Below are 25,019 nucleotides of genomic sequence, written 5' to 3'. Positions count from 1 at the left end.
TTTATTTGTTTAGTTTAGAATAGATCACCGTATCTAAGAATTGACCATCAAAGAACCAGTTTTCTTTTAAATGACCTTCTTTGATAAAGCCGCATTTTTCAAGAACTTTCATAGAACCAATATTCTCTGGATCTAAGAGCGCTTCTATAGAATGTAATTTCATTGTAAAGAAGCCATAATGTACGATGGCTTGAAGAGCTTCAGTTATATAACCTTTTCCATTATACTGGGGCAAAGACATATATCCTGTTTCTGCTCTATAGTGCTCTAGTTTCATACGATAAAACCCGATGGTGCCGATCATTGTACCTTCTTCTTTTAGCGTGATTGCCCAATTAACACATTCTTTAGCTGCCATTCTTTCATCTATAGAATGGATATATTGTTTTATTTCTTCTTCTGACTGTGTAACGGGTACAGGGATATACTTCATCACTTCTGGGTCTGTACGCATGGTGTACATCGTATTTAAGTCATTTATATCTAAACGTCTAAGAATAAGTCTATCTGTTTCGAGTATAGGAAATATGGTTAAGTCTATATTTAGCATGTTTTTTGAATTGGTTTAAAAACAAATCTAAATATAATATGGCATAGACTTGTTGTCTATGCCATATTATATCATTTTTAATAAGTAGGTTCTATTTAGTTACTTCATCTATCAAGTAGAAGATTGACTTAAAGTTTACACCTCCATATTCTGTTAGCCCTATTTCACACGTACGACTAGTAGAGAATGCATCCTTCGCATCAGTAGGTATTTGTTCTTTTAAGTGTCTATTACCATGTTTGTTTAATTCAGGGAACGTAAACCCTCTATCTCCTGCGAAGCCACAGCAGTTGCTATCAATATAGTTTACTTTCTCAGCACACAGCTTAGTCAATTCAAGTAACTTGCCTTCTAATCCTACTTTCTTAACAGAGCATACAGGGAATACACTGATTTCTTTTCTTGGACTCTTAACAGGTAATATAGGCATCACATAATCTAACATAAATTCGATAGGATCGTGCATTTTTAGCTTACCATCTTTATGAGCATCATAGAAGGTATAAAAACAAGGACTCATGTCGAATAATACAGGATATCTACCATCCTCAGTAGCTTTTAATAAAGCAAGTTCTAATTCGGATGATTTAATATGACCTTCTTCTTTCATTCCTTTACTGCTAAATGGCATTCCACAGCACATATTATTTACGTTTTCTGGATAGATAATGGTATATCCAGCACGTTTAAGTAGTTCTACGGTTTTAGCAGTTAAGTCCATATCAGATTTAGGATAGTCATTAGATTTACCCATTGTTCTATTAATGCATGAAGGGAAGTAAACTACTTTTCTATCTTGTCCAGGATTAACGATAGCTTCTGTTATTTTGTGCTTATTGCCTTTAGGCATAGCTACGTTCCATTGCGGTATTTTATTACCAGACATCTTACGCATACCACTTGACACACTAGTCATAATCTTATTCCCTAAGATATTTTGGAATACCCCGACGGTGTTTAATGCTTTGCGTCCCATAGCTGTTACGCGCTCCATATTTTCTACGAAGTATTCAGCATTTTTTCTGTCTTTCTCAGTAATAGCGCTATGACGAATGTTTTTAATGTATTTACCCGTATCTATTTTTACAGGGCATGCTAAGGCGCATAGACCATCTGTTGCACACGTTTCGTCTGCATAGTAGTGAGCACTATCAACTAAGTTCTCTAACTCTTCTGTATCTTTTCCTATGGCTTGTAGTCTTGCTATTTCTCTACCTACTACGATACGCTGTCTTGGTGATAGTGTGAGCCCTTCTGAGACACAGTGTGATTCACAGAATCCACATTCGATACATTTATCTACTATTTCGTTGGTAGCAGGAGAAGCCTTGAAGTTCTCTAAGTGAACATGAGGATTAGCATTGATAATCACACCAGGGTTAACTAAGTTATGTGGGTCGAAGATAGTTTTGACTTTTAGCATAATGTCATACGCTTGTTTACCCCATTCTTTCTCTACGAAAGGAGCCATATTTCGCCCTGTTCCATGTTCTGCTTTTAATGAACCATCAAATCTATCTACTACTATTTCTACCAACCCATCCATTAATCGAGCATATCTGTCTATTTCTTCTTGAGTAGAGAAATCTTGTGAGAATACTAGGTGTAAGTTTCCTTCTAAGGCATGCCCGAATAGTACTGCATCATGGTATTGTAATTCTGCAAACAAATCTTTCATAGCAATACACGCATCGGCTAATTTCTCTACAGGAAAGGCAACATCTTCAATGATACAAGTAGTACCTGTCTTTCTCAATGCTCCTGTCGTAGGTAACAGACCATTTCTAGCCTTCCAATTGAATGCGTATTGTTGAGGTTCTGAAGTAAACTCAAAAGGTTTATAAGTAGGAGTAGAAGCGATAGCTTCTCTAATCTGTTGTTGTTTAGTTGACATTTCAGTTTCATTCTCTGCTTGTGCTTCGACAAGTAAGATACAAGCCGTTTCTGGTAATGTCTTGAAATATTCTGGGGCAAGAGCTTCATCTTCGATAGATTTAATACTATTTCTATCTAGTAACTCTACTGCCGCTACAGGGCTTTTCTTTAAAAAAGGCACTGCTTGACAGGCTTTTTCTATCGTTTCAAAAATCATTAATGTACATGCTTTGTGTTTGTAATTAATGACTGTATTATACGTAATATCAGAGATAAAGGCTAATGTACCCTCAGACCCTATCATAATATGCTTAATGATTTCATAAGGATCGTGATAGTCTATAAACGCGTTAAGGCTATATCCTGTGGTATTTTTGATTTTAAACTTGCGCTCTATTCGGTCGTATAATGTGCGATCTGTGTAGATAGCATCCCTTAAACGCTCTATTTCTTTGATGATTTCAGGGTGTTTCTCAGCGAACTCTTTTTTGCTTTCTTCGCTTGCTGTATCTAATACAGTTCCGTCATAAAGAACAATCTTAATATCTGCAATTGTATTATAAGAGTTCTGCGAAGTACCACAGCACATTCCACTAGCGTTATTAGCAGCGATACCGCCTATCATTGCGGCATTGATAGAACCAGGATCAGGACCGATTTTACGTCCATAAGGAGCCAGGATAATATTAGCTCTTCCTCCAATAATACCGGGCTGAAACTTCGCTTGAAGCCCATTGTTTAAGATTTCGTATTTTTTCCATTGATGAGTAGCCACCATCAAGACAGAATCTGTTACTGCCTGTCCAGATAGACTTGTTCCTGCCGCTCGGTACGTCACCGCTACATTATGCCTTGTAGCAGTCTGTAGAGTAGCTACAGCTTCTTGGTGATTGTGTACTTGAACAACTATTTTAGGAACTAATTTATAAAAACTAGCATCAGTACCATACGCTAATAGTTGAATCGGATTAGTGATAATTCTATCAGAATCTAAGTGATTAGCTAGTTCTTCTTTGAACTTTTGGTATTGTAATGGTAACATATTTCTATCTTTTTTAATATGCTACAATTTACAAAACATATAAAAAAGATAAGAGTAGAACGCTTTGTTTATACTGGATTTAAATAAGATGCGGTAGTTGGAGGTATGGTGATGAATAATGTTTAAATTATAATGTTTCGAGATTGCTAGGGGTTTTCTTGAGGTATTCTTGCACCTTTCTTCGAGAAAAATGCCTTCTGAGCTAGAAAATCCCAAGGAATCTCCAAGAAAACCTCAAGAAAGTGCAAGGAAAATAGGGCTTGGTTGGTAGAGAAAGATTAGTAGAGATTACTTAGAAGGACTTTTTTGTAAACTGTTTTGACCTAATTGGTTAGTGTTAGAAATAACTATTGGAAGGCCATCATAAAAAACAAAAAAAGACCACTATGAAATCCAAGGTTTAAATACTACCTTTGCACAAAATTTAGACACACAACAACACAAAGTCATTTAGTATGTATAAAAGCATTATTAAGCCTATATTTTTTAGGTTTGACCCAGAGAAAGTGCATCATTTTACCTTCGGTGCTCTTAAATTCGTGAATAGTATTCCTGGTGTATCCGCACTTATTCGCGCCAATTGTCAAGTAAATGACCCTAGATTAGAGAGAGAAGTATTTGGATTAAAGTTTAAGAATCCAGTAGGTCTTGCAGCAGGACTTGATAAAGATGCTAAGTTATACAGTGAATTAGAAAACTTTGGTTTTGGTTTTATAGAAATCGGGACTCTTACTCCAAAAGGACAACCTGGAAATCCTAAAAAGAGATTATTCCGTCTAAAAGAAGACAATGGTCTTATCAATAGAATGGGATTTAACAATGGAGGGATAGAAGAGGCTATTGAGCGTCTAAAGAAGAATAAAGGAACGCTGATAGGAGGGAATATTGGGAAGAACAAAGTGACTCCTAATGAACAAGCAAATGAAGATTATGAAATCTGTTTTGAAGCGTTGTTTCCTTATGTAGATTATTTCGTGGTAAATGTGAGTTCACCTAATACACCTAATTTACGTGCATTACAGGATAAAGAACCACTGAAAGCGTTACTTCACGGATTACAAGTTAAAAATAATCAGAAAGAGGCTCCTAAGCCTATTTTACTGAAGATAGCACCAGATTTAACAGATGATCAGTTATTAGATATTATAGAGATCGTTACAGAAACAAAGATAGCTGGAGTGATCGCTACGAATACTACTATCGATCGCAGTAATCTGAAGTCTATTCATCAGCAGGAGACAGGGGGACTAAGCGGAAAACCTCTGACAAAGAGAAGTACAGAGGTTATTCGATTCTTATCTGAGAAGAGTAATAAAGCATTCCCTATTATCGGTGTGGGAGGTATACATTCTGCAGAAGATGCGATAGAAAAACTAGAGGCAGGAGCAAGCTTGATTCAGCTTTATACTGGCTTTATATATGAAGGACCAGGCTTGATTAAAAAGATTAATAAAGCCATATTATCTAAATATTAGAATTAATTATGTCAACAGAAGTATTATATACTTTTTTTATAACTTGTTTTTTATTGATTATTACTCCAGGACCAGATATTCTATATGTGGTTTCGCAGAGCATTACCAGAGGGCGTAAGTATGGATATGCGGTAGTGGTAGGACAGGTAGGAGGTTTATTATTCCATTTATCATTATTTGCTTTTGGGATTTCTGCCTTAATTACGCAATCTGAATTACTGTTTAAAGGTGTTAAGTTATTCGGAGCCTTATATCTATTCTGGTTGTCTTATAAAGTATTTCAGGAAGAGAATGTAATCGTCATTGATGAATCTACTTCAGGACAGAATGATAAGACTTTTATGGGATTTGTCAGAAAAGGGTTGCTGATGAATGTATTAAACCCAAAGGTGATGATGTTCTTTTTGGCTTTATTCCCAGGGTTTATTACAGAAAGTGCAGGTAGTGTACAGAAACAGGTTTTTGTACTAGGTACCGTGTTTATTACAGAGGCAGTAGTCATTTTCTTTATCATCTGTACTATAGCAGCTAAGCTGACAGATTATATGAGAGATAATAAATATGTCAATATATTTTTAAAGTGGCTTCAAATCATCGTTTTTAGTGGATTAGCAGTTTTTCTACTAGTAAGCTAAGAAGAAAATAATAGTAAAAAAGGTTCTAAGGATAATATCTTTAGAACCTTTTTTTGTTTATAGGAACTCTATGTGTCAGATAATCAATAGAATGTTGTTTGAGTATGTTAAGTAAATAAAATAAAGAAAATCACATTGTAAAATTGTGGCTTTTCATTTATATTTGAATTATATGAAACCAGCAGTAAAAATTATAGAATGTCCTCGTGATGCTATGCAAGGCATTAAGATGTTTATCCCAACAGAAAAAAAGGTACAGTATATACAGTCTCTTTTAAGAGTGGGGTTTGATACCATAGATTTTGGTAGTTTTGTTTCTCCTAAGGCTATTCCTCAGATGCAGGATACGGCTGAGTTATTAGCTCAGTTAGACTTGAGTAAGACAGAGAGCAAACTATTAGCTATTATCGCAAACACGAGAGGTGCAGAACAAGCTGCTGAGCATAAAGAAATTCAGTACTTAGGATTCCCTTTTTCTATATCAGAGAACTTCCAGATGCGTAATACACATAAGACTATTGCAGAATCTATCGTTACCTTAGATGAGATATTGAATATCGCTACTAAGGCGGATAAAGAGGTTGTGGCTTATCTATCTATGGGCTTCGGAAATCCTTATGGAGATCCGTGGGATGTAGATATCGTAGGGGATTGGACTGAAAAGTTGTCAAAGATGGGGGTGAAGATTCTTTCATTATCGGATACGGTAGGAAGTTCTACACCAGAAGTGATAGATTATTTATTTAGCAATTTGATTCCAGCTTATCCTAATATTGAGTTTGGAGCACATCTACACACTACTCCTGACAGTTGGTTTGAGAAGATTGATGCGGCGTATAAGGCAGGATGTCTACGTTATGATGGTGCAATAAAAGGTTATGGGGGATGTCCAATGGCAAAAGATGATTTGACTGGAAATATGCCAACAGAGAAGATGTTGAGCTACTTTACAGCAAATAAGGTAGATACGAACTTGAGTGCTATGTCATTTGAAAGCTCATATAATGAAGCTTTAAAAATATTTAATTTTTACCATTAAAGTTTTTTATTACATAGAAAAATAGTAAATTTGCGTGCAATTCAACGACATTGCACATGAAAGCACACACAACTAAAATCATCGGTCAAGGACTTACTTACGATGATGTATTACTAGTTCCAAACTATTCAGAAATACTTCCAAGAGAAGTTAGTTTAAAATCAAAATTTTCTAGAAACATTACTTTGAACGTTCCTGTAGTATCTGCTGCGATGGATACTGTAACGGAAAGTGAAATGGCTATTGCTATGGCTCGTGAGGGGGGAATCGGAGTGATTCACAAGAACATGACTGCTGAAGAGCAAGCAAAAGAAGTAAGAAAGGTAAAAAGAGCTGAGTCAGGTATGATTATAGACCCAGTAACTCTTCCTCTTACAGCTACTGTAGGTGATGCGAAAAAGGCAATGGCTGAATTCGGAATCGGAGGTATTCCAATTGTTGATGACAATGGGCTTCTTAAAGGAATCATTACGAATAGAGATATGCGCTTCGAAAAACAAAACGATCGTGCTATCACAGAGGTAATGACTAAAGATAATCTAGTAACTGCTGCTGAGGGTACTACTTTAGATCAAGCAGAAGAAATTCTTCAAGAGAAAAAAATCGAAAAATTACCAGTAGTTAATGCTGATAATAAATTAGTAGGATTAATCACTTTTAGAGATATCACTAAACTTACTTTAAAACCAAATGCTAATAAGGACAAGTTCGGTAGACTACGTGTTGCAGCTGCTTTAGGAGTAACTGCTGATGCTGTAGATAGAGCTAAATTATTAGTACAAGCTGGTGTAGATGCATTAATTATAGATACTGCACATGGTCACTCTCAAGGAGTGGTAGGGGTATTAAAAGCGGTAAAAACTGCTTTCCCTGAAATCGATGTAGTAGTAGGTAATATCGCTACTCCAGAGGCTGCTTTATTCTTAGTAGAGAATGGTGCTGACGCTGTTAAAGTAGGTATCGGACCTGGATCTATCTGTACTACACGTGTAGTAGCAGGGGTTGGGTTCCCACAGTTCTCAGCTATCATGGAAGTAGCAGCTGCTCTAAAGGGAACAGGTGTACCAGTGATCGGTGATGGAGGTCTTCGTTATACAGGAGATATCCCTAAAGCGTTAGGAGCAGGAGCAGACTGTGTAATGCTAGGATCAATGCTAGCAGGTACTAAGGAATCTCCAGGTGAAACTATTATCTTCGAAGGAAGAAAGTTCAAAGCTTACCGCGGAATGGGATCTGTAGCTGCTATGAAACAAGGTTCTAAAGATCGTTACTTCCAAGATGTGGAAGATGATGTGAAAAAATTGGTACCAGAAGGAATCGAAGGTAGAGTACCTTATAAAGGAGAACTTAGCGAGAGTATGTTACAGTTCATAGGAGGTCTTAGAGCAGGTATGGGATACTGTGGTGCTAAAGATATTCCTACATTACAAGAAGTGGCTAGATTTGTTCAGTTAACTGCTTCTGGTATTGGAGAGAGTCACCCTCACAATATTACGATTACTAAATCTGCACCTAACTATTCTAGATAGTGTTAGATGGTATGTTACGGATTACAAATTCGCAACAACCTTAGAGATATAATTAAAATAATAGGGCTATTTCGTACGAAATAGCCCTATTATTTTTTATAAGATAAGTGGTAATTATGCTTTTATAGTATCTACTAAACGTCTTATTTTAATATTTAATACAACATAAGTAAGAGATACAAATGGTGAAATAATATTAAAGAATGCGTAAGGAGCATATGTCATTGTATCAATTCCTAGTACTCCTGAGTGATAAGCCCCACAAGTATTCCAAGGAATTAGTACTGATGTCACAGTCCCTGAATCTTCTAGTGTTCTACTTAAGTTCTCAGGCGCAAGTCCTTTATCCTTATAGGCTTTAGAAAACATTTTACCAGGTATTACTAATGATAAATATTGTTCAGAAGCAGTTAAGTTTACAACAACGCAACTTGCCATTGTGCTTGCGAATAATCCAAAAACTGACTTTGCTATGCTCAATAGGGTTTGTGTTATTTTCTTTAAAGCTCCAATAGCTTCCATTGCTCCACCGAAGAACATTGCACAGATAATTAACCATACTGTGTTTAGCATGCTTTTCATTCCTCCTGCTTCGAATAAGCTATTTAAACTTTCCATAGGAGATAGGATAGCAATATCTGTAGTGATGGCATTCATAATTCCTTTATAGGCTGTAACTGGTGTCAATGAAGTTCCTTCTCCTACAAAGGCTACTATATCTGGCTGAAAAAATAGAGCGAATACAGCTCCTAATAAGGTTCCTAAAAGTAAAGCAAGTATTGGTTTCATCTTTTTTAATATTGCTCCAATTACGATGACAGGAACTAAGAATAACCAAGGTGTAATGTTGAATGTTTGGTCAATTGCCTGTAATGAAGCGGACATATCTATGGTCTCAGGTACATCAAGATTAAAACTGATGATGATAAATATGATTAAGGTTAGTACATAGGTAGGGATAGTAGTGAACATCATATATCTTATATGAGTAAACAAATCTGTACCAGCCATAGCAGAGGCTAGATTAGTAGTGTCTGATAGTGGAGATAACTTATCTCCAAAGTATGCTCCTGATATTACAGCACCTCCAATAAGCGCTAGATCAATACCCATCGCATTACCTATACCTACTAGAGCAATACCTACTGTAGCAGATGTGGTCCAAGAACTACCTGTTGCCAAGGCGATAATGGAACAGATAATTACTGTCGCTGGTAAGAATATATGAGGTTCTAAAATCTGTAAACCATAGTAAATCATTGTCGGAATAATACCACTCAATAACCAAGTTCCTGATAAGGCTCCTACTAATAACAGTATATAGATAGCTCTAGTGGTCTCTCTAACGTTCTTAGTGATTTTTTTAATAATATCTTCGTAATCGACTTTATTGTATAGACCTATTCCGATTGCGATAAGCCCACCTATTAATAGAACGAATTGGTTAGAACCCGCTAAAGCAGCACTACCATAAACGAATACATTAGTACCTAATAGTGCAATAAGGACTATCATAGGGATTAGAGATTGTAATAAGGTTATTTTTTTGGATTTGACTTTAGTTTCAATATTCATGATTGTTTTATGTTGTTTGTAAAGAGCTTGAAGATACATAAAAATCAATAGAATTTAATATCTGTACAATATTATTTAGAATAAAACTACATATTGCCGTTTTATTGCTAATCCTTTAAAGTACGGCTTTTGTGTGAGAAGTGTTTATAATGAATATGTTGTAATAAAAAAGCCTCATAAAATTAATTATGAGGCTTTGTCTTATAGGCTGATAATTTTATTTTATAGGTTCTTCATCTCTTGGAGGACCTATTTTTGTATAATTTATTTGAACAAGTTCTAATTGACCATTTATACTTACTCTAGTTACTAAAGAGAGCTCGTTTTGTTCTACTTTGACAATTTGTCTTTTGTCATTAACACTTTCAAAAACAATAAAATCATCAGAAACGTTACCTAACTTAACTTTAGGTTTTATTTCATTACTATAATATTGAACTAATTTGACTGATTCAAGTTGATCTGTGAAAACCTCTAGTTCTTCATTTTTATTAAATGTACCGATTTCAGTGTATTTAACTGTACTACCATCTTTTAATCTGATAGTGTTAGATTCCCATTTTCCAAAATAAGTTTTTACTGTGATTCCACTGTCATTACTACAGCTAGTGAATAGAATTGTAGTTAAAAGGAAACAACTGATAGATAATAGTTTTTTCATTAGTTTATGATGGTTTGTTATTTGTGTGGAAATATATAAAAAAAATGAATTGAATGTTGTAATAAAATATAAAGCCCCATAAAATTAATTATGAGGCTTAGTGTATTAACTAATATTAGTTTATTTATTTGAAGTGTAAGTGACAGTTACAGGTAATGTTGAACCTCTCATTGTATAGTCATAAGTAAGAGATAATTGACCTTTAACAATACCATTAATCTTACGTGGAGTATAATTCTCTTTTTCGAAAGTAATGATATTACCTTTAATTGTTCCTTTAGTAATAACAGGTTCTTTTTTGTTTTTGAAGTATTCAGTAAGAACAGCAGTATTTTCTGTTAATACTAAATTATCAGGTTGATTTACTGCATTATCACCAGGCATATCGGTATAGTTATGAATCATTTCTGTTGTTCCATAAGTATAAGACAATTCGTGAGAAATCCAAGTACCAATGTATTGAGTAGGGTTAGAATTACCATAAGTAACAGTTACAGGTAATGTTGCACCTCTCATTGTGTAATTATAGGTAAGTGATAATTGCCCATTAACAATACCATTGATTTGACGAGGAGCATATCCTTCTTTATCAAAAGTAATTATATTGTTTTTAACCGTACCTGTTGTAACTACAGGTTCAGAAACATTTTTAAAATATTCTGTAAGTGTAACTTTATTATTAATAATGACTAGTTTATCTGTTTGATATACGGCATTTTCACCAGGCATTTCAGTATAGTTATGAGTCATTTCTGTTGTCCCATAAGTATAAGATAATTTATCTGCATACCATGTTCCTTCAGCATTTATCTCAGATCTAATAGGAGCATTGTCATCGTTAGAACATGCTGTGAAAGATAGAGTAGCACTTACGAAAAGTACTAAAGCCATTAATTTTTTCATTGATATTAAGTTGTTAGTTTTTTGTTATTATTTAAAACCTTTTACGCTTTTGTCGTAGATTTTATCTTTGTCCTCTTTAGAAAGGTCTTTTCTGTATTGGAATAATGCCGCTTCCCAATCTCCATAACCTGTATTTGGTAAAACAATAAATTTCTTACCAAATTGCTCTCTATTGTTTTTTACATTTTCGATTCTCTCTTCTTGAGTCTTTTTATCCCAAAGCGTAGAGAAGTCAGATAAGTTATCTCCTAAAAGCATTACGATTTCGTGAGTTTCGCTTAGTTTTTGGCGTCTTGCCTCTTTACTAGACTCAGCAGTTCTAACGATAACGTGTGTATCATCTGCGTAAGGGTAGTTATACTTTACTAAGTTTTTCATAGTACCAGGTTTGTCATTCTGGTTTCTATTTGTGATATAGAATACTTCTACACCTTTAGACTTAGCATAGTTAAAGAATTCTAAACTTCCTAATAATGGAAGAGCTTCTCCTTTAGAAGTCCATTCTGTCCAAGTAGCTTGGTCATAAGATTTACCTTCTCTAGCCATTTGTACAGCATAAGGAGAGTTGTCTAAAAATGTCTCATCGATGTCAGTAACAATAGCAAGAGGCTTATTGTGTTGTTCTGTAAGAATGCGATCTAGTTGCAATGTAGCAATATTGAAAGCCTGAGCAGCTAATGCTTGATATTCAGCAGCATTTTGTTGGAATACAGCTGAGTATAACTTTCCATTTACTTCAATGTTGTTTAAGGCGTTTTCTGATGTTGTAGTTGTTCCTTGTGGTACTGACTTACATGCAGTTAAAGCTGTAAAAGCTAAAGCTGCTATTAGAAAAGATCTTTTAAGCATGTGTTTTATTATTTTCTGTTACAAGCACAAAAATACAATAATAATCTGGAAGAGAGCTACAGTTAGAGGAATACAGCTTAGTTAGCCTTCTTTAAAAACTGTTAAATAAACAGAGACGAAAAACAAAAAGGGAGTTTATGATTAAACTCCCTTGATATAGATCGTATGAATAATAATTACTTTATTTCTGCTGCTTTTTCATCAAATAATTCAGAAACAGACCAATATCTTTCTCCTGTATCATAGTTGAAGGTTAAAATAGTAGCTCCTTTTTCTATTTCTGGTAATTTTTTAGCAATAGCAGCTAAAGATGTACCTGTAGAAATACCAGCCAAAATACCTTCTTGACTAGCAATTTTATTAGTATAAGCATACGCTTCTTCTTTACCTATAGTGATAATACCATCAAAGATATCTGTATTCACTACTTTAGGTATAAATCCTGCACCAATACCTTGTAATGGGTGTGGACCTGGTTTTCCTCCACTTAAGACAGGAGAGTTTTCAGGTTCTACAGCAAACACTTTTAATTTAGGAAAAACTTTTTTTAACTCTTCTGCTACTCCAGTGATGTGTCCACCTGTTCCTACTCCAGTGATTAGATAGTCAATACCTTCAGGGAAGTCATTGATGATTTCTAGAGCAGTTGTTTTACGGTGTACTTGTGGGTTTGCTAAGTTGTTAAACTGTTGAGGTACCCATGCGTTCTCCATTTCTTCTGCTAGTTCAGTTGCTTTAGATACAGAACCAGATGTTCCTAATTCTTTTGGCGTTAGGACAAATTTAGCTCCATAAGCAGCCATAAGCTTTCTGCGTTCGATACTCATTGACTCAGGCATTACTAGGATTAATTTATAACCTTTAACGGCACATGTCATAGCTAGACCAACTCCAGTGTTTCCTGAAGTAGGCTCTATAATAGTAGTGTCTTTATTGATTAACCCTTTTGCTTCAGCATCTTCAATCATAGCTAAGGCAATACGGTCTTTTAAACTTCCTCCTGGATTTTGTTTCTCTAGTTTAATCCAAACATTAATATCATTTGGAAATAACTTGTTTATTTTAATATGAGGGGTATTTCCTATTGCCTCAAGTACACTATTTATTTTCATGATTCTTAGATTTTTTTGATTAATTAAATTATGAAATTAATTGGTTCAGGATAATTTTCTTGATCTTTAGAATAGCTTTTACTTTTACTATACATTATAGAGTTAGGCTTTACACTTTTGGTTAACCATACATTACCACCTATTACAGTATCATGACCTATAATAGTATCACCTCCTAATATAGTTGCACCAGAATAAATAATAACATTATCTTCAATATATGGGTGTCTTCTTGTATTTGCTTTGTCCTTAGATACAGAAATAGCTCCTAAAGTAACACCTTGATATATTTTTACGTTTTGACCAATAACACAAGTTTCTCCTATCACGATACCCGTTCCATGGTCTATGCAGAAATGAGATCCAATGATAGCAGCAGGATGAATATCAATACCTGTCTTACTATGTGCATGTTCTGTCCATATTCTTGGTAATAGCACTACTTTCTGTGTGTGTAGTTGATGTGCAAAACGATAAATAGCAATCGCATAAAATCCTGGGTAAGCTATGTATACTTCTTGTAAACAAGTAGCTGCAGGGTCATTTTCTAAAATAGCTTGCGCATCTGTTTTAAGTGTAAAGAAAATATGTGGTAAAGCTTCGAAAAAGTCATTAGCTATTTTTTGAGACTTATCTACATCATTATTAATTTTAAATACAATAGAAAGTAACTCTAACTTTAGTGTAGATAAACGGATATTGATAGCTTCTTCTGATAAGTATTTTTTATCTTCTAATTGAAATAGAAAATGAAATAACGTATCAGTGAATTTTTCAATTCTTTGTTTGTCTAAGAATGATTGTGAACTTTCATTTTGTGTCAGTATCTCTCTAACGAAATCATTTTGCATGAATAAACGTAATTTGAATTAAAGTATGTATACAATAAAGGAAATACCTTTTAATATACATAACTATAGTAATATTTGATAATAAATACATTATTATGTAAATGTAAGAATTGTACAACGAAGGTTGAAGAGTGTTTAACAAAACTTTCATTTTATTTATGAAATGTATTTAAAACGGCTTATTTAGAAGACGGATAGTGGCAAAGTATCTATTTGGGATAATAGTTGTTAAAAACAAAGGATCTCTCTTTTTACTATACAATATTATTTTATCTTTGTTAGAGAATTACAAAGGCGAAGTAATTCAATCAGTTATGTGTTTTGTTTCTGAAATAGATTTTTTATTTTAATTTCTTTTGAGCTGGCTACTTAAAAAGGGATTTGGTTTTGTTGTTTTGTTGTTCTATTTCAAAATTTGTGAAACAAAAAAAAATACATACTTAAAATAAAAAGGGTTCCTTCAATAAGGAACCCTTTTTTATTCTAATAACAGTGACTTTAGGTTGATACGATATGCTTTAAGTAATTCTGCTTTAATTAGATATCCTATATATTTTTTGTTTTCTTGTACTAGTACAAATTCTAAGTTGTTAGTTTCTAAAGTCTGCATAATGATTTTAGAAGAATCGTTTTTAGATACAATTATAGGTGTTTCTATTAGGTCTTTAATAGGTGTGAATTTGGTTTGAAACTCACTGAATATAATAGGTCTTACACTATCAAGGTTAACGATACCAATGATTTTTTGTTCACTATCTAGTATAGGAATAAAGGTCTGTTTAGTATTTGCAAAAATATCTACAACAGCTGCGGTAGTGTGTTGTGGTGTTAAAGTCTTAATATCATTTTTAATATAATCACTTGCTATTATAGTTGATAATATATTAGAATCTTTATCAGAAGTGAAGACCATCCCCGTTGTAGCTATAGATTTAATATCCATAGAGTATTTTTCCATGTGCTTAGAGATTGCAAAGCTAATAGATGATACGATTAATAGAGGAACCATTAATCCATATCCTCCTGTTATTTCTGCAATTAAGAAAATACCTGTCAGAGGAGCATGAAACAATCCACTGATTACAGCTGCCATTCCTACTACCGTGAAGTTTTGAACAGGAATCTCCTTTATACCTAATAACTGTAATAGTTTAGCTAGAGTAAAACCAAGATAAGAACCTACGAATAGAGAAGGAGCGAAGTTACCTCCATTTCCTCCACTTCCCATTGTTAATCCTACAGCATAAGTTTTTACTAATGCTGCCCCTCCAACAAAGAGTAATAATACCCATTGTTTATTAGAAAAATCAGCTAACAAAGTATTATTTAGAATAGACTGTGGTGCATCACTAGTTAGTATTTTAATGCTTTCATATCCCTCACCAAAAAGTGTAGGAAAGAGAAAAATTAAGACTGCTAACATAGAAGCCCCTATTAATGCTTTCTTATAAGCACCAAACTTCATACTTGATATATAGTGTTCTGTCTTTCGGAACATTCTAGCATGATATACACAAAAGAAACCAGATAAAATACCTAGTAAAATATAGTAAGCTGTGTTACCTGTATCAAATACCAACTGATTTTTAAAAGAAAGTAAAATGTCTTCTTTGATAATTAAGTTCGTTACAATAGTACCTGTAGCAGCAGAAATCATAATAGGTATAAAAGCAGATACAGAAACATCAACTAAGATAATTTCTATAGCAAAAAGAACACCAGCTATCGGCGCATTAAAAGCAGCTGATACTCCAGCAGCTACACCACAACCTAATAATAGTATTCGATCTTTGTAATTAAGCTTATAGTTCTGAGCATAATTAGAACCAAAAGCAGCCCCTGTAATAGCAATTGGAGATTCAAGACCTAACGAACCTCCCATACCTACAGTCAAAGAACTTGTGATAATCTGTGAGTACATCTGCTTACGTGGCATAATACCAGACTTCTTAGCAACAGCAATCATGATCTGATATGTACCTTTCTCAATAGATCCATTTAGAAATTTTCTAACAACGAATACGGTAAGTAAAATACCTATAATAGGTAGAATACTGTTCATATAAGGTAGATGAGAGATGTTGTCTATATAGGTAGCAAGTTTAAATACATTGTGAGCAAAGTACTTCAAAACTGTAACAGCAATAGCAGATGATGCCCCTACTAAGACGCAAGAGAAATATAAAAACTGCCTATTGCTTAAGATAGACTTCAGGAAGAATAGTATTCCTTCAGCATACTTAAACACTTGACCAGCGTAGTACTTTATTTTCTTGGGATTTATAATTTTCATATTGCAAAAATAATGTAAAAGAAAACCCTTTTGGTAATAATTATCTAGTTTTGTTATTCGTGATAATAGAAAGATATAAGATAAGATATTATTTTAATAAGTAACGCTCTGTTTTTTTAAAATCAATTAAATGTTTTTGTAATTCTGTAAAGAAAGTAGAGAAATGCTCTTCGAATGTATCATAATGTTCTACTAGTTCTGTTGTAGCAAAAGACATCTTAGAGACTCCTTTCGTTCTACGATCCATTTGTGTCAGTATATATCTTAACCCTTCTATAGAACGATATTTTACAAGCCAATTTTCTTCAAGCATAATATGTAAGAAGTTTTGAACCTTAACAGGTAGGGCAGTAAAGTTCTCTTGTAATTCGGTATAGAAACGTTGAGCATATTCTTCTAATGGGATAGAACTGTATTGATTCCAATTTTTAGCTAGAAAGTGATCGTAGTACATATCTATTAGAACAGCGGCGTAATGGTTGTATTGGGGTACAATAAGTTTTTTACTTTTTCTCCAGATTTCATGAGCATCTGTATAAGTATCTATTTCGCGATGTAAGATTACACCTTGTTGAATTTTAGTAGGATAATTGATGTAGTCTTTTCCTCGAATACTATCCGCTACAAAGTTTCCTATTTTAAGTAAAGTGTCATCCCCAGAGAGGTATATATGGGCTAAGAAGTTCATAATCTCATTTTGACTATAAAAATACGGTATTTTACAAAATTGTTCAGGCTGTCCCACCTATAATTCTATATCTTTGTGTTAATAAAAAATATGTAATTATGACATTGATTAAATCTATATCTGGTATACGTGGTACTATAGGAGGAAAAGTAGGGGATAATCTTACTCCAATTGATGCAGTGAAATTTGCATCAGCTTATGGAACATTCCTTAAAAACAACTCAAATAAAGAAAGCTTAAAAGTAGTGATTGGTAGAGATGCTCGTATCTCAGGACCTATGATTCATAATTTGGTAGTAAATACTTTAGTTGGGTTAGGTATTCATGTAATAGACTTAGGTTTATCTACTACGCCTACTGTAGAGATAGCTGTTCCATTAGAGCAAGCAGATGGAGGTATTATCTTAACTGCTTCTCATAACCCAAAACAATGGAATGCTCTAAAATTATTGAACAGTAAAGGAGAGTTTCTAAGTGGTGCTGAAGGGCAAATCATTTTAGAAATTGCTGAGAAAGATGCATTTGATTTTGCAGATGTAGATAGTTTAGGGACTATAGAACATAAAGATAACTATATGGACATCCATATAGAGGAGATATTAAAACTAAAGTTAGTAGATGTTGAAGCTATTAAGAAACGTAAGTTTAAGGTAGTAGTAGATGCTGTTAACTCATCTGGAGGAATTATTATTCCTGCTTTATTGAGAAAATTAGGAGTAGAGGTAGTAGAGCTTTATTGTGATCCAACAGGACACTTCCCTCATAATCCAGAACCTCTAAAAGAGCACTTAGGTGATATCTGTGCCTTAGTGAAAAAAGAGAATGCAGACTTCGGTGTAGTAGTTGATCCAGATGTTGATCGTTTAGCTTTTATTTCTAATGATGGCGAAATGTTTGGAGAAGAGTACACTTTAGTAGCAGTAGCAGATTATGTATTAAGTAAAACACCTGGTAACACAGTGTCTAACTTATCATCATCACGTGCATTAAGAGATATTACTCAGAAACATGGAGGTACTTATAATGCATCAGCTGTAGGAGAAGTAAATGTAGTAGAAATGATGAAGGCTACTAATGCAATAATCGGAGGAGAAGGTAATGGAGGTATCATTTATCCAGAGACACATTATGGACGTGATTCTATCGTAGGTGTAGCTTTATTCTTAACACATTTGTCTAACTTAGATATGACTGTAGCAGAGTTAAGAGCTTCTTATCCTCAGTATTATATGAGTAAGAATAAGATAGAACTTACGCCTAAGTTAAATGTAGATATGATCTTAGAACAGATCGCTGAAAATTATAAAAATCAAGAAGTATCTACAGTTGATGGTGTGAAGATAGACTTCCCTTCGTCATGGGTACATCTAAGAAAGTCTAATACAGAGCCTATTATTCGTATATATACGGAAGCAGGAACACAAGAAGATGCAGACAGTTTAGCTTTGCGTATGATAGACGAGTTAAAAGTGATTGCTGGAATATAACTATAGAATTATAGCAAATAACAAAGGGAACCAAATCGGTTCCCTTTATTTGTATAATAAGTATTTATTGAATTCTGTATAGTAGTATACTTAGTACAGAATCACTTACCTAGCGCATGAACAAAGGTACTACACCTTTATAATAAAACTATACGGAAATCCTCATTCCGAAATAAAAGATGTTTACAATTCATATTTTCTAAAGATACCTTCTTGAAAGGGAGTCCATAAGCAAGCTTTCATCTTAGCTTTTTTTAGACCAGAATTAGCCCAAGTATTGCATGTATATAAGAAGCTATACTTTCCTTCTCCTTCATAAAAAGAATCATTTAATCCGTATGCTTTATCAGTTTTGATATTAATTACATTGTTATCTGTATCTCGTTTAAACGAAGATAAGATGTACTCGATGAGTATCTGGTACTGTTGTTTGGATAATTTCACCTCTCTTGTATTTTCGTCTAGTTCTATATTAGATAAGTAAGTAGAGTGTATTGCAGTAGTTCCTAACCCAAAGGCAGCATTGATAGCTATACCTGGTTTTACGTTATCCCAATCCTCTACGTCTAAAAAGAATCCTTTATCTCCCCAACCTAATGCGATATAAGCGAAGTTTCTACGTTGTCCTTTTGTATGCTCGAATTTTAGCTCTTTACTCCAATCAATTAAATCTGATTTAACAGGAAACACGAAGTCTGTATGCATACCATTAGTGGTAAGGTACATGGTGAATTCTTGAGGTTCTTCTTGTATCTCATTTACTGTAATATTCGAAAGTCCTCTGGCAGCTAAAAAATAAATAATAACACATATCCCTAAAGTAGAGATTGAAATTAAGATTATCTTAATTAATAATTTGATGTATTTCATAAAAAATTAGAATACTTATAATGTGCTAATGTAATAATTTACAATGATATTAGCGATGTGGACTTACTTTTATTGTAAATAAAAAATCCTTTCTGATTAGAAAGGATTTAATGATATTACTATTTGATATTAGCAGGTTTTTTGCCTTGGTGTTTCCATCGCTTATGTGTCCAGAAGTAGTATGAAGGCGCTTCTATAATTTGCTTCTCTAATTCACCTAAGAATCGATGAGTCAATTCATAATTAGGAACATCCTCTAGTGCTTCTCCTTCTTTTAATAAAGGAACAAAAGTTGTCTTATAATGCCCGCGTTTAACATATTCTACTTTAAGATACATAGGTACCATATCGAATTTCTTACACAGTGCTTCTCCTCCTGTAAATACGGGAACTTCTATCCCCATAAAATCTTGCCAACAATTGGCTTTACTCACCATAGGAGATTGATCACTAATAAAAGCATAGACACCATGGTTTTTATTCACTTCATTTTGTCTGATTACCTTGATGGTTTCCTTCATTTCGACAAGTACGGTGTTAAAGCGAGAACGAATCTTCTTAATTAACTTATCGAAGTAAGGATTTGCAATTCTCTTATAGACAGCATAACCTTGGAATTGAATAAAGCGGTCTAAGATGATGATCCACTCCCAGTTAGCATAATGTGCACAGAACAGCATGACACTCTTTCCTTGTTTCTCTACTTCTAAGACAGTGTCTAGATTTGTAAAGGTAAATCTCTTCTTGAGCTCTGCTTCTGAGATAGTAAATGTTTTGATCATCTCTAAGAAGATATCACATAGATGTCTAAAAGATTCTTTCTCTACTATTCTTATCTCTTGTTCAGATAAGTGAGGCATAGTCATTCTGATATTCTCTCTCACTGTTTTCTTTCTATATCCGACAACTTTATATAACAATATATAGAAGATATCAGAGATAAAATAAAATATAGGGAAAGGCATCTTAGAGATTAGCCATATTATAGGGTAAACAATTATATATATAAGGAAATTCATTCTGTTTGATTTTGTGCAAAGATAGTTTAATACCATAATCTAACACAAATTTAATAGGCGAGTAGCGAACAATTCTTTATTTTTAACCAAATATTTTTATATGGATATATCTACGGTTACCCTAATTCTTTTGGGGTTAAATGGACTTGTTACTTACAAAGGGTTAAATGATTTTAGCTTTTTTAATCAGTATTGCTTTGATATTAATCAAATTAATAGAGGAGAGCGCTATCGTTTCATAACATCAGGTTTCTTACACGTTGACTGGATGCACTTCGCATTTAATATGTTAACTCTGTATTTTTTTGCAGATATTATTATCCAGGTTTCGGGAGTATTATACTTCTTGATAGTCTATGTTGCAAGTTTATTGGTAGGAAATATATTGACCTATCAGTTCTATAAGAACCAACCTCATTACAGAGCAGTAGGTGCATCAGGAGCTATTATGGGAGTATTATATGCGTCTATCATGCTTAATCCTTCTATGAGTCTGTATATGTTTTTTATACCGATTCCTATCCCTGCTTATATATTTGCAGTAGGGTATTTACTGTATTCACTTTATGGAATGAAGAAGAATAATGATGGTATAGGACATACAGCACATATTGGAGGAGCATTAGCAGGTTTAATATTGATTGTATTAAAATATCCTATCTTGATCCAAACAGAATTTAAATTAATAGCAATACTATTAATCCCCGTACTGATTTTAGTGGGAATGTATCGAAGCAAAAGGATTCAATAGACTTTTTTTGGCAATTATTTATGAACTTGGTACTATTTACAGTATGTTTTTTAGATACATTTGTAATATAACAAAGCAAAAAGAAAGTCACAAATGAAAAAAATGTCAATTATGTTCGCGTCATTATTAATGACAACAACAGCTATCGTAGCTCAAAATAACAACGGTGTAGTTGTTCCACAGATTCAAGTAAATGGAGTAGGAAAGGTAAATGTTACACCAGATAAAGTAGTCATTAGAGTAGGAGTAGAGAATAAAGCTGATTTAGCAGCAGATGCTAAAAAAGCAAATGATAAAGCTATCGCAACGATCATTAAGTACATAAAATCAATGAAAATAGAAGATAAAGACATGCAGACAGAACGTGTGAGCCTTTATAAATCTAGAGACTATGAAGAGAAGAAAGATTATTTTACAGCATCTCAGACTTTATCTATTACATTGACAGATATCTCTAAGTATGAGAAGTTAATGGTAGGACTTACAGAGTCTGGAGTGAATAGAATCGATGGAGTAGACTTCCAGTCTTCTAAGACAGCAATGTATGAAGCAGAAGCTCGTACACTAGCAGTAAAAGAAGCAAAACAAAAAGCTACTGATTATGCAAATGCATTAGGGCAAAAAGTAGGTAAAGCTATTTTAGTATCTGACAGCAGTGCATCTACACCTATTATCGTTAGACCGATGGCAATGATGAAAGCATCAGCGGATTTCGGAGAACAAACTATCGCTTTAGGAGAATTAGAAGTAGTGTCTAATGTGTCTATTAGTTTTACGTTAGAATAGTAAGTTTTTTATTCATAATTAGAGAGGGCTGTCAGATATCTGGCAGCCCTTTTCTCTTTTCTTATTTTACGTAGTCAAACTCTAGTTCAACTTCTTGTTTTTTGGCAATCCTTTCAGCTTGTAAGGCTCTTAGTTCTACACGCTTTATTTTACCACTAATGGTCTTTGGTAGCTCTGTCACAAACTCTATTTTACGAGGCATCTTATAAGGTGCTAAATGTTCACGAGAGTATTTAAATAATTCGTTAGCTAGCTCAACAGATGCTTTAGTATGGTCATTTAAGATAATAAACGCTTTTACTTCAAACCCTTTTACAGGATGAGGACTCGCTACTACAGCAGACTCCACCACATCATGATGTTCTAATAGTACACTTTCTACTTCGAATGGACCGATGCGGTAATCAGAAGCCTTGATCACATCGTCATCTCTTCCGATAAACCAGATATAACCATCTTCATCTTTATATGCCTTGTCGCCTGTGTAGTATAATCCATGTTTAAATACTTCACTCTGTTTTACTTTGTCGTATAAGTATTCTTTGAATATCCCGTTTAGCTGTCCTGTACCTGTTCTTACACAGATATTCCCTTCCTCATTGATCGCTACTTCTTTTCCATCATCATCCGCAATGACAATGTCGTATAAGAAAGTAGGTTTACCCATAGAACCATATTTTAGTTTAGCATTAGGGTAGTTAGCGATCATACATGTACTTTCTGTTTGACCAAAACCATCTCTAACGACTAACCCAGTTCCTTCTTTCCATTCCTCAATGATCTCAGGGTTTAGAGGTTCACCAGCTGCTACACATTTCTTTAGGCTAAAGTTGTATTTCTTTAGATCCTCTTGTATGAAGAAACGCAGTACCGTAGGAGGAGCACATAGGGATGTTACCCCATGTTTTTCTATCATCTCTAGTGTTTTAGCAGCATTGAAGCGTTCTTTCGTAGCAAAAGCGAATATAGTAGCTCCCACATTCCAAGGTGCGAACAGACTACTCCAAGCAAATTTAGCCCACCCAGGTTGTGAGATATTATAGTGAATATCATTGCGCGTAAGTCCTATCCAAGAGGTAGTAGTAAGGTGCCCAAGAGGTTGACTTAACTGAGTATGACAGACTATCTTAGGCATTCCTGTAGTACCAGAGGTAAAGAACATAAATAGGGTATCATCAGGTTTAGTCATTTCACCTTTTGCCTCTTTGCTCTGTTCATCTAGTACAGTCAGTGGGTACCAACCTTCTCTTTGTCCATCTACGATAATCTTTACAGGGATCACTATACCAGATTCTTTCTCTGCTTGATCTATCTTTTCTACATTGTCACTATCAGCTAGTATTACTTTAGGAGCTATCTTTTGGAATCTGTATACTAGATCTTTTACACCTAATATACTTGCTGCAGGTGATAATCTATACCCCGCTTTTATTGTAGCTAAATGCGTTACCCAGTTAATGCGTTGTAGCATCATTTGTGTTAGAATCACATCATCTTTTTGAATCCCTTTAGAACGCAAGAAGTTAATCAATTGGTTATACCTGTCATGTAAGGTCTGAAAGGTGTAGTGATGAGTCACCTCTCCATCTGTCCATAATAGGGCAGTCTTCTCAGGTGTCTCTTTTACGTGTATATCTTCATACACTTCTTGTACCCAGTTAAAGTACTCTGGCTTTTCGATTTTTAGATCATGTAAGGCATCGTAATTCTGATCGATGAGTAATTCACCGATTTGTTTATACAAATCTTTCATTCTTTATTAAATTAGTTTTTGGTAGGGGTAATTTACAGAATTAAGATGTATATAAAAATAAAATAATCAATTATGAATAGACAAAGTGCTTGTTTTTAGTGATTTTAATTAACTAAAATGCAATAAAAAGTAGTGCAATATGATAATTGAATAATTTAAATTCGCTCAGTAGAGTTGTTTTTTAACTATTATTAATAAGAGTTGTTTATCACTTTAAAAATGATAAAAATGAATTTATACTAGTTGATTTGTATTTTAATTGAAATTAATCAACTAGGTATGTATATTTTTTGAAGTAATTCTTCGTATTCTTTTTCTACTTCACTAGACGAGGTTATTCCTCCACCACTTTTATACACCAGTTGATTAGATTGTTGTTCTATAAAGCGAATCATCACAGCACTATCAACGCTTTCACCATCATAGATACCACATACTCCAGTATAGTAATTGCGGTCGTATTGTTCTGCTTTGGCTATTATATTTACCGTACTTTCTTTAGGAGATCCAGTGATAGAGCCAGCAGGTAGTAGTTTGCTAAATATAGTTCCTATCTCCTTGTGCCAATTAGGAGATAGCTCTCCTGCTATCTCAGAACTCATTTGTAAGATAGGTCCTTTAGAAGTCTCTAATCGATCTAGATATCTAAATCGGTTCACTCTTACTTTTTTAGAAACAATGTTTAAATCATTTCGGATCAAATCAACAATCGTATAATGCTCTGCCGTCTCTTTTTTATCCTTTAAGAGCAATTCACTAGCATTGGGAATATCTGCTTTAATAGTTCCTTTCATAGGATAGGAGTATATCGCATTATCCTTGATCTGAACGAATATCTCAGGAGAAAAACAAGTGAACTGATTTTTTACTAGTAGTTTATACTTTGCCTTAGTAGTATGATAGATATCTTCTAGGGTATACGCAGAAGTTAGAGGAGTAGCCACAGTGAGGTTAATAAGGTATGTGTTTCCTAGCTGTAACTCTTGTTTGACGATATCAAACTTCTCTTGATATTGTTCAAAGCTAAGGGGAGTAGCTTCTATTTTTAGATCAGAGATACGCTCTTTTGGTTGTGTATTGCTTATTCCGTTGAAGTTATATTTTATTTCTTCTTGATCGATATCTTTTAACGGTTGGATGATACAATCATTTCCATCATAGCTAATGATAAAAAGGAAAGGAATTCTCTGTGATCCCAATGAGTTCATTAGAGAGATAGTTGTATCTTTGAGCACCATATTTAATCAAGTTTAAAGGTTCAAAAGTACAAAATAGT

General features: G+C 34.0%; 21 protein-coding genes. 7 read left to right on the top strand and 14 right to left on the bottom strand.

Going from position 1 to position 25,019, the window contains the following annotated elements:
- Position 1: 1 nt before the first annotated feature.
- Complete coding sequence (locus AABL87_RS12225) at positions 2–550, bottom strand: GNAT family N-acetyltransferase (protein ID WP_326368058.1); 549 nt, start codon at positions 548–550, stop codon at positions 2–4.
- 91 nt (positions 551–641) lie between these two features.
- Entirely contained in the window at positions 642–3,467 is a 2,826-nt protein-coding gene (locus AABL87_RS12220; RefSeq protein WP_341277418.1) for an FAD-binding and (Fe-S)-binding domain-containing protein, read from the bottom strand.
- Between the two features lie 455 nt (positions 3,468–3,922).
- Here AABL87_RS12220 and AABL87_RS12215 point away from each other — a divergent pair, with 455 nt between their 5' ends.
- From AABL87_RS12215 to guaB, 4 genes are all read left to right on the top strand, one after another.
- Entirely contained in the window at positions 3,923–4,942 is a 1,020-nt protein-coding gene (locus tag AABL87_RS12215; protein WP_006258469.1) for a quinone-dependent dihydroorotate dehydrogenase, read from the top strand.
- 8 nt (positions 4,943–4,950) lie between these two features.
- The gene (locus AABL87_RS12210) at positions 4,951–5,577 is read left to right on the top strand and encodes a LysE family translocator (protein WP_006258468.1); all 627 of its coding nucleotides are present in this window, start codon (positions 4,951–4,953) and stop codon (positions 5,575–5,577) included.
- 172 nt (positions 5,578–5,749) lie between these two features.
- Complete coding sequence (locus tag AABL87_RS12205) at positions 5,750–6,616, top strand: hydroxymethylglutaryl-CoA lyase (protein ID WP_036471599.1); 867 nt, start codon at positions 5,750–5,752, stop codon at positions 6,614–6,616.
- A 56-nt stretch (positions 6,617–6,672) separates the two neighbouring features.
- Positions 6,673–8,145, top strand: a complete 1,473-nt coding sequence (gene guaB, locus AABL87_RS12200) for an IMP dehydrogenase (RefSeq protein ID WP_006258466.1) — start codon at positions 6,673–6,675, stop codon at positions 8,143–8,145.
- A gap of 114 nt (positions 8,146–8,259) precedes the next feature.
- On the opposite strand, the gene nhaC is transcribed toward guaB, so the two are convergent.
- The 8 genes from nhaC to AABL87_RS12160 all read right to left on the bottom strand — a co-directional run bounded on the left by nhaC (position 8,260) and on the right by AABL87_RS12160 (position 17,077).
- Positions 8,260–9,759 carry a Na+/H+ antiporter NhaC gene (gene nhaC / locus AABL87_RS12195; protein WP_006261702.1) on the bottom strand — a complete coding sequence of 500 codons (1,500 nt, stop codon included), beginning with the start codon at positions 9,757–9,759 and terminating at the stop codon, positions 8,260–8,262.
- Between the two features lie 178 nt (positions 9,760–9,937).
- Positions 9,938–10,381 (bottom strand): hypothetical protein, encoded by a 444-nt coding sequence (locus tag AABL87_RS12190; RefSeq protein WP_006258464.1) that lies wholly within the window; start codon positions 10,379–10,381, stop codon positions 9,938–9,940.
- Between the two features lie 120 nt (positions 10,382–10,501).
- On the bottom strand, positions 10,502–11,284 hold the full coding sequence (locus tag AABL87_RS12185; RefSeq protein ID WP_016361636.1) for a hypothetical protein: 783 nt from the start codon (positions 11,282–11,284) through the stop codon (positions 10,502–10,504).
- A gap of 27 nt (positions 11,285–11,311) precedes the next feature.
- Positions 11,312–12,133, bottom strand: a complete 822-nt coding sequence (locus AABL87_RS12180; RefSeq protein WP_006258462.1) for a 5'-nucleotidase, lipoprotein e(P4) family — start codon at positions 12,131–12,133, stop codon at positions 11,312–11,314.
- A 176-nt stretch (positions 12,134–12,309) separates the two neighbouring features.
- Positions 12,310–13,245 carry a cysteine synthase A gene (cysK, locus tag AABL87_RS12175; protein WP_341277417.1) on the bottom strand — a complete coding sequence of 312 codons (936 nt, stop codon included), beginning with the start codon at positions 13,243–13,245 and terminating at the stop codon, positions 12,310–12,312.
- Between the two features lie 23 nt (positions 13,246–13,268).
- The gene (locus tag AABL87_RS12170) at positions 13,269–14,096 is read right to left on the bottom strand and encodes a serine O-acetyltransferase (RefSeq protein ID WP_006258460.1); all 828 of its coding nucleotides are present in this window, start codon (positions 14,094–14,096) and stop codon (positions 13,269–13,271) included.
- Positions 14,097–14,574: 478 nt separating this feature from the next.
- A complete protein-coding gene (locus tag AABL87_RS12165; protein WP_006258459.1) occupies positions 14,575–16,389 on the bottom strand; it encodes a chloride channel protein in 1,815 nt (604 codons plus the stop codon).
- A gap of 88 nt (positions 16,390–16,477) precedes the next feature.
- On the bottom strand, positions 16,478–17,077 hold the full coding sequence (locus tag AABL87_RS12160; protein ID WP_006258458.1) for an acyl carrier protein phosphodiesterase: 600 nt from the start codon (positions 17,075–17,077) through the stop codon (positions 16,478–16,480).
- A gap of 98 nt (positions 17,078–17,175) precedes the next feature.
- Between AABL87_RS12160 and glmM the strand changes: the two genes are divergently transcribed.
- Positions 17,176–18,564 carry a phosphoglucosamine mutase gene (glmM, locus tag AABL87_RS12155; protein ID WP_006258457.1) on the top strand — a complete coding sequence of 463 codons (1,389 nt, stop codon included), beginning with the start codon at positions 17,176–17,178 and terminating at the stop codon, positions 18,562–18,564.
- Between the two features lie 183 nt (positions 18,565–18,747).
- Here glmM and AABL87_RS12150 read toward each other — a convergent pair whose 3' ends face one another.
- Positions 18,748–19,434: a TIGR02117 family protein gene (locus tag AABL87_RS12150; protein ID WP_341277416.1), complete on the bottom strand. Its 687-nt coding sequence runs from the start codon at positions 19,432–19,434 to the stop codon at positions 18,748–18,750.
- A 119-nt stretch (positions 19,435–19,553) separates the two neighbouring features.
- Positions 19,554–20,453 carry a lysophospholipid acyltransferase family protein gene (locus AABL87_RS12145; protein WP_039330202.1) on the bottom strand — a complete coding sequence of 300 codons (900 nt, stop codon included), beginning with the start codon at positions 20,451–20,453 and terminating at the stop codon, positions 19,554–19,556.
- Positions 20,454–20,553: 100 nt separating this feature from the next.
- Here AABL87_RS12145 and AABL87_RS12140 point away from each other — a divergent pair, with 100 nt between their 5' ends.
- Together AABL87_RS12140 and AABL87_RS12135 are read left to right on the top strand one after the other, a co-directional pair.
- On the top strand, positions 20,554–21,204 hold the full coding sequence (locus AABL87_RS12140) for a rhomboid family intramembrane serine protease (protein ID WP_039330200.1): 651 nt from the start codon (positions 20,554–20,556) through the stop codon (positions 21,202–21,204).
- Between the two features lie 93 nt (positions 21,205–21,297).
- Entirely contained in the window at positions 21,298–21,990 is a 693-nt protein-coding gene (locus AABL87_RS12135) for an SIMPL domain-containing protein (protein ID WP_016648996.1), read from the top strand.
- 61 nt (positions 21,991–22,051) lie between these two features.
- Here the strand turns inward: AABL87_RS12135 and AABL87_RS12130 are convergent, their stop codons facing one another.
- The gene (locus AABL87_RS12130; protein ID WP_341277415.1) at positions 22,052–23,743 is read right to left on the bottom strand and encodes an acyl-CoA synthetase; all 1,692 of its coding nucleotides are present in this window, start codon (positions 23,741–23,743) and stop codon (positions 22,052–22,054) included.
- Between the two features lie 269 nt (positions 23,744–24,012).
- Positions 24,013–24,981, bottom strand: coding sequence for an aminodeoxychorismate synthase component I (locus AABL87_RS12125; RefSeq protein ID WP_006261694.1), 969 nt, complete (start codon positions 24,979–24,981; stop codon positions 24,013–24,015).
- Between the last annotated feature and the right edge of the window lie 38 nt (positions 24,982–25,019).

The sequence above is a fragment of the Myroides sp. C4067 genome (genome assembly GCF_038039665.1).
Taxonomy (GTDB): domain Bacteria; phylum Bacteroidota; class Bacteroidia; order Flavobacteriales; family Flavobacteriaceae; genus Flavobacterium; species Flavobacterium odoratimimum.
Note: the sequence above shows the minus strand (reverse complement) of the source record. Positions and strands in the feature narration are given on the sequence as shown.

Excerpts from the sequence above, each read along its gene's own strand:
- AABL87_RS12225 (WP_326368058.1), bottom strand. The coding sequence starts at position 550 with ATGCTAAATATAGACTTAACCATATTTCCTATACTCGAAACAGATAGA.
- AABL87_RS12220 (WP_341277418.1), bottom strand. The coding sequence starts at position 3,467 with ATGTTACCATTACAATACCAAAAGTTCAAAGAAGAACTAGCTAATCAC.
- AABL87_RS12215 (WP_006258469.1), top strand. The coding sequence starts at position 3,923 with ATGTATAAAAGCATTATTAAGCCTATATTTTTTAGGTTTGACCCAGAG.
- AABL87_RS12210 (WP_006258468.1), top strand. The coding sequence starts at position 4,951 with ATGTCAACAGAAGTATTATATACTTTTTTTATAACTTGTTTTTTATTG.
- AABL87_RS12205 (WP_036471599.1), top strand. The coding sequence starts at position 5,750 with ATGAAACCAGCAGTAAAAATTATAGAATGTCCTCGTGATGCTATGCAA.
- guaB (WP_006258466.1), top strand. The coding sequence starts at position 6,673 with ATGAAAGCACACACAACTAAAATCATCGGTCAAGGACTTACTTACGAT.
- nhaC (WP_006261702.1), bottom strand. The coding sequence starts at position 9,759 with ATGTATCTTCAAGCTCTTTACAAACAACATAAAACAATCATGAATATT.
- AABL87_RS12190 (WP_006258464.1), bottom strand. The coding sequence starts at position 10,381 with ATGAAAAAACTATTATCTATCAGTTGTTTCCTTTTAACTACAATTCTA.
- AABL87_RS12185 (WP_016361636.1), bottom strand. The coding sequence starts at position 11,284 with ATGAAAAAATTAATGGCTTTAGTACTTTTCGTAAGTGCTACTCTATCT.
- AABL87_RS12180 (WP_006258462.1), bottom strand. The coding sequence starts at position 12,133 with ATGCTTAAAAGATCTTTTCTAATAGCAGCTTTAGCTTTTACAGCTTTA.
- cysK (WP_341277417.1), bottom strand. The coding sequence starts at position 13,245 with ATGAAAATAAATAGTGTACTTGAGGCAATAGGAAATACCCCTCATATT.
- AABL87_RS12170 (WP_006258460.1), bottom strand. The coding sequence starts at position 14,096 with ATGCAAAATGATTTCGTTAGAGAGATACTGACACAAAATGAAAGTTCA.
- AABL87_RS12165 (WP_006258459.1), bottom strand. The coding sequence starts at position 16,389 with ATGAAAATTATAAATCCCAAGAAAATAAAGTACTACGCTGGTCAAGTG.
- AABL87_RS12160 (WP_006258458.1), bottom strand. The coding sequence starts at position 17,077 with ATGAACTTCTTAGCCCATATATACCTCTCTGGGGATGACACTTTACTT.
- glmM (WP_006258457.1), top strand. The coding sequence starts at position 17,176 with ATGACATTGATTAAATCTATATCTGGTATACGTGGTACTATAGGAGGA.
- AABL87_RS12150 (WP_341277416.1), bottom strand. The coding sequence starts at position 19,434 with ATGAAATACATCAAATTATTAATTAAGATAATCTTAATTTCAATCTCT.
- AABL87_RS12145 (WP_039330202.1), bottom strand. The coding sequence starts at position 20,453 with ATGAATTTCCTTATATATATAATTGTTTACCCTATAATATGGCTAATC.
- AABL87_RS12140 (WP_039330200.1), top strand. The coding sequence starts at position 20,554 with ATGGATATATCTACGGTTACCCTAATTCTTTTGGGGTTAAATGGACTT.
- AABL87_RS12135 (WP_016648996.1), top strand. The coding sequence starts at position 21,298 with ATGAAAAAAATGTCAATTATGTTCGCGTCATTATTAATGACAACAACA.
- AABL87_RS12130 (WP_341277415.1), bottom strand. The coding sequence starts at position 23,743 with ATGAAAGATTTGTATAAACAAATCGGTGAATTACTCATCGATCAGAAT.
- AABL87_RS12125 (WP_006261694.1), bottom strand. The coding sequence starts at position 24,981 with ATGGTGCTCAAAGATACAACTATCTCTCTAATGAACTCATTGGGATCA.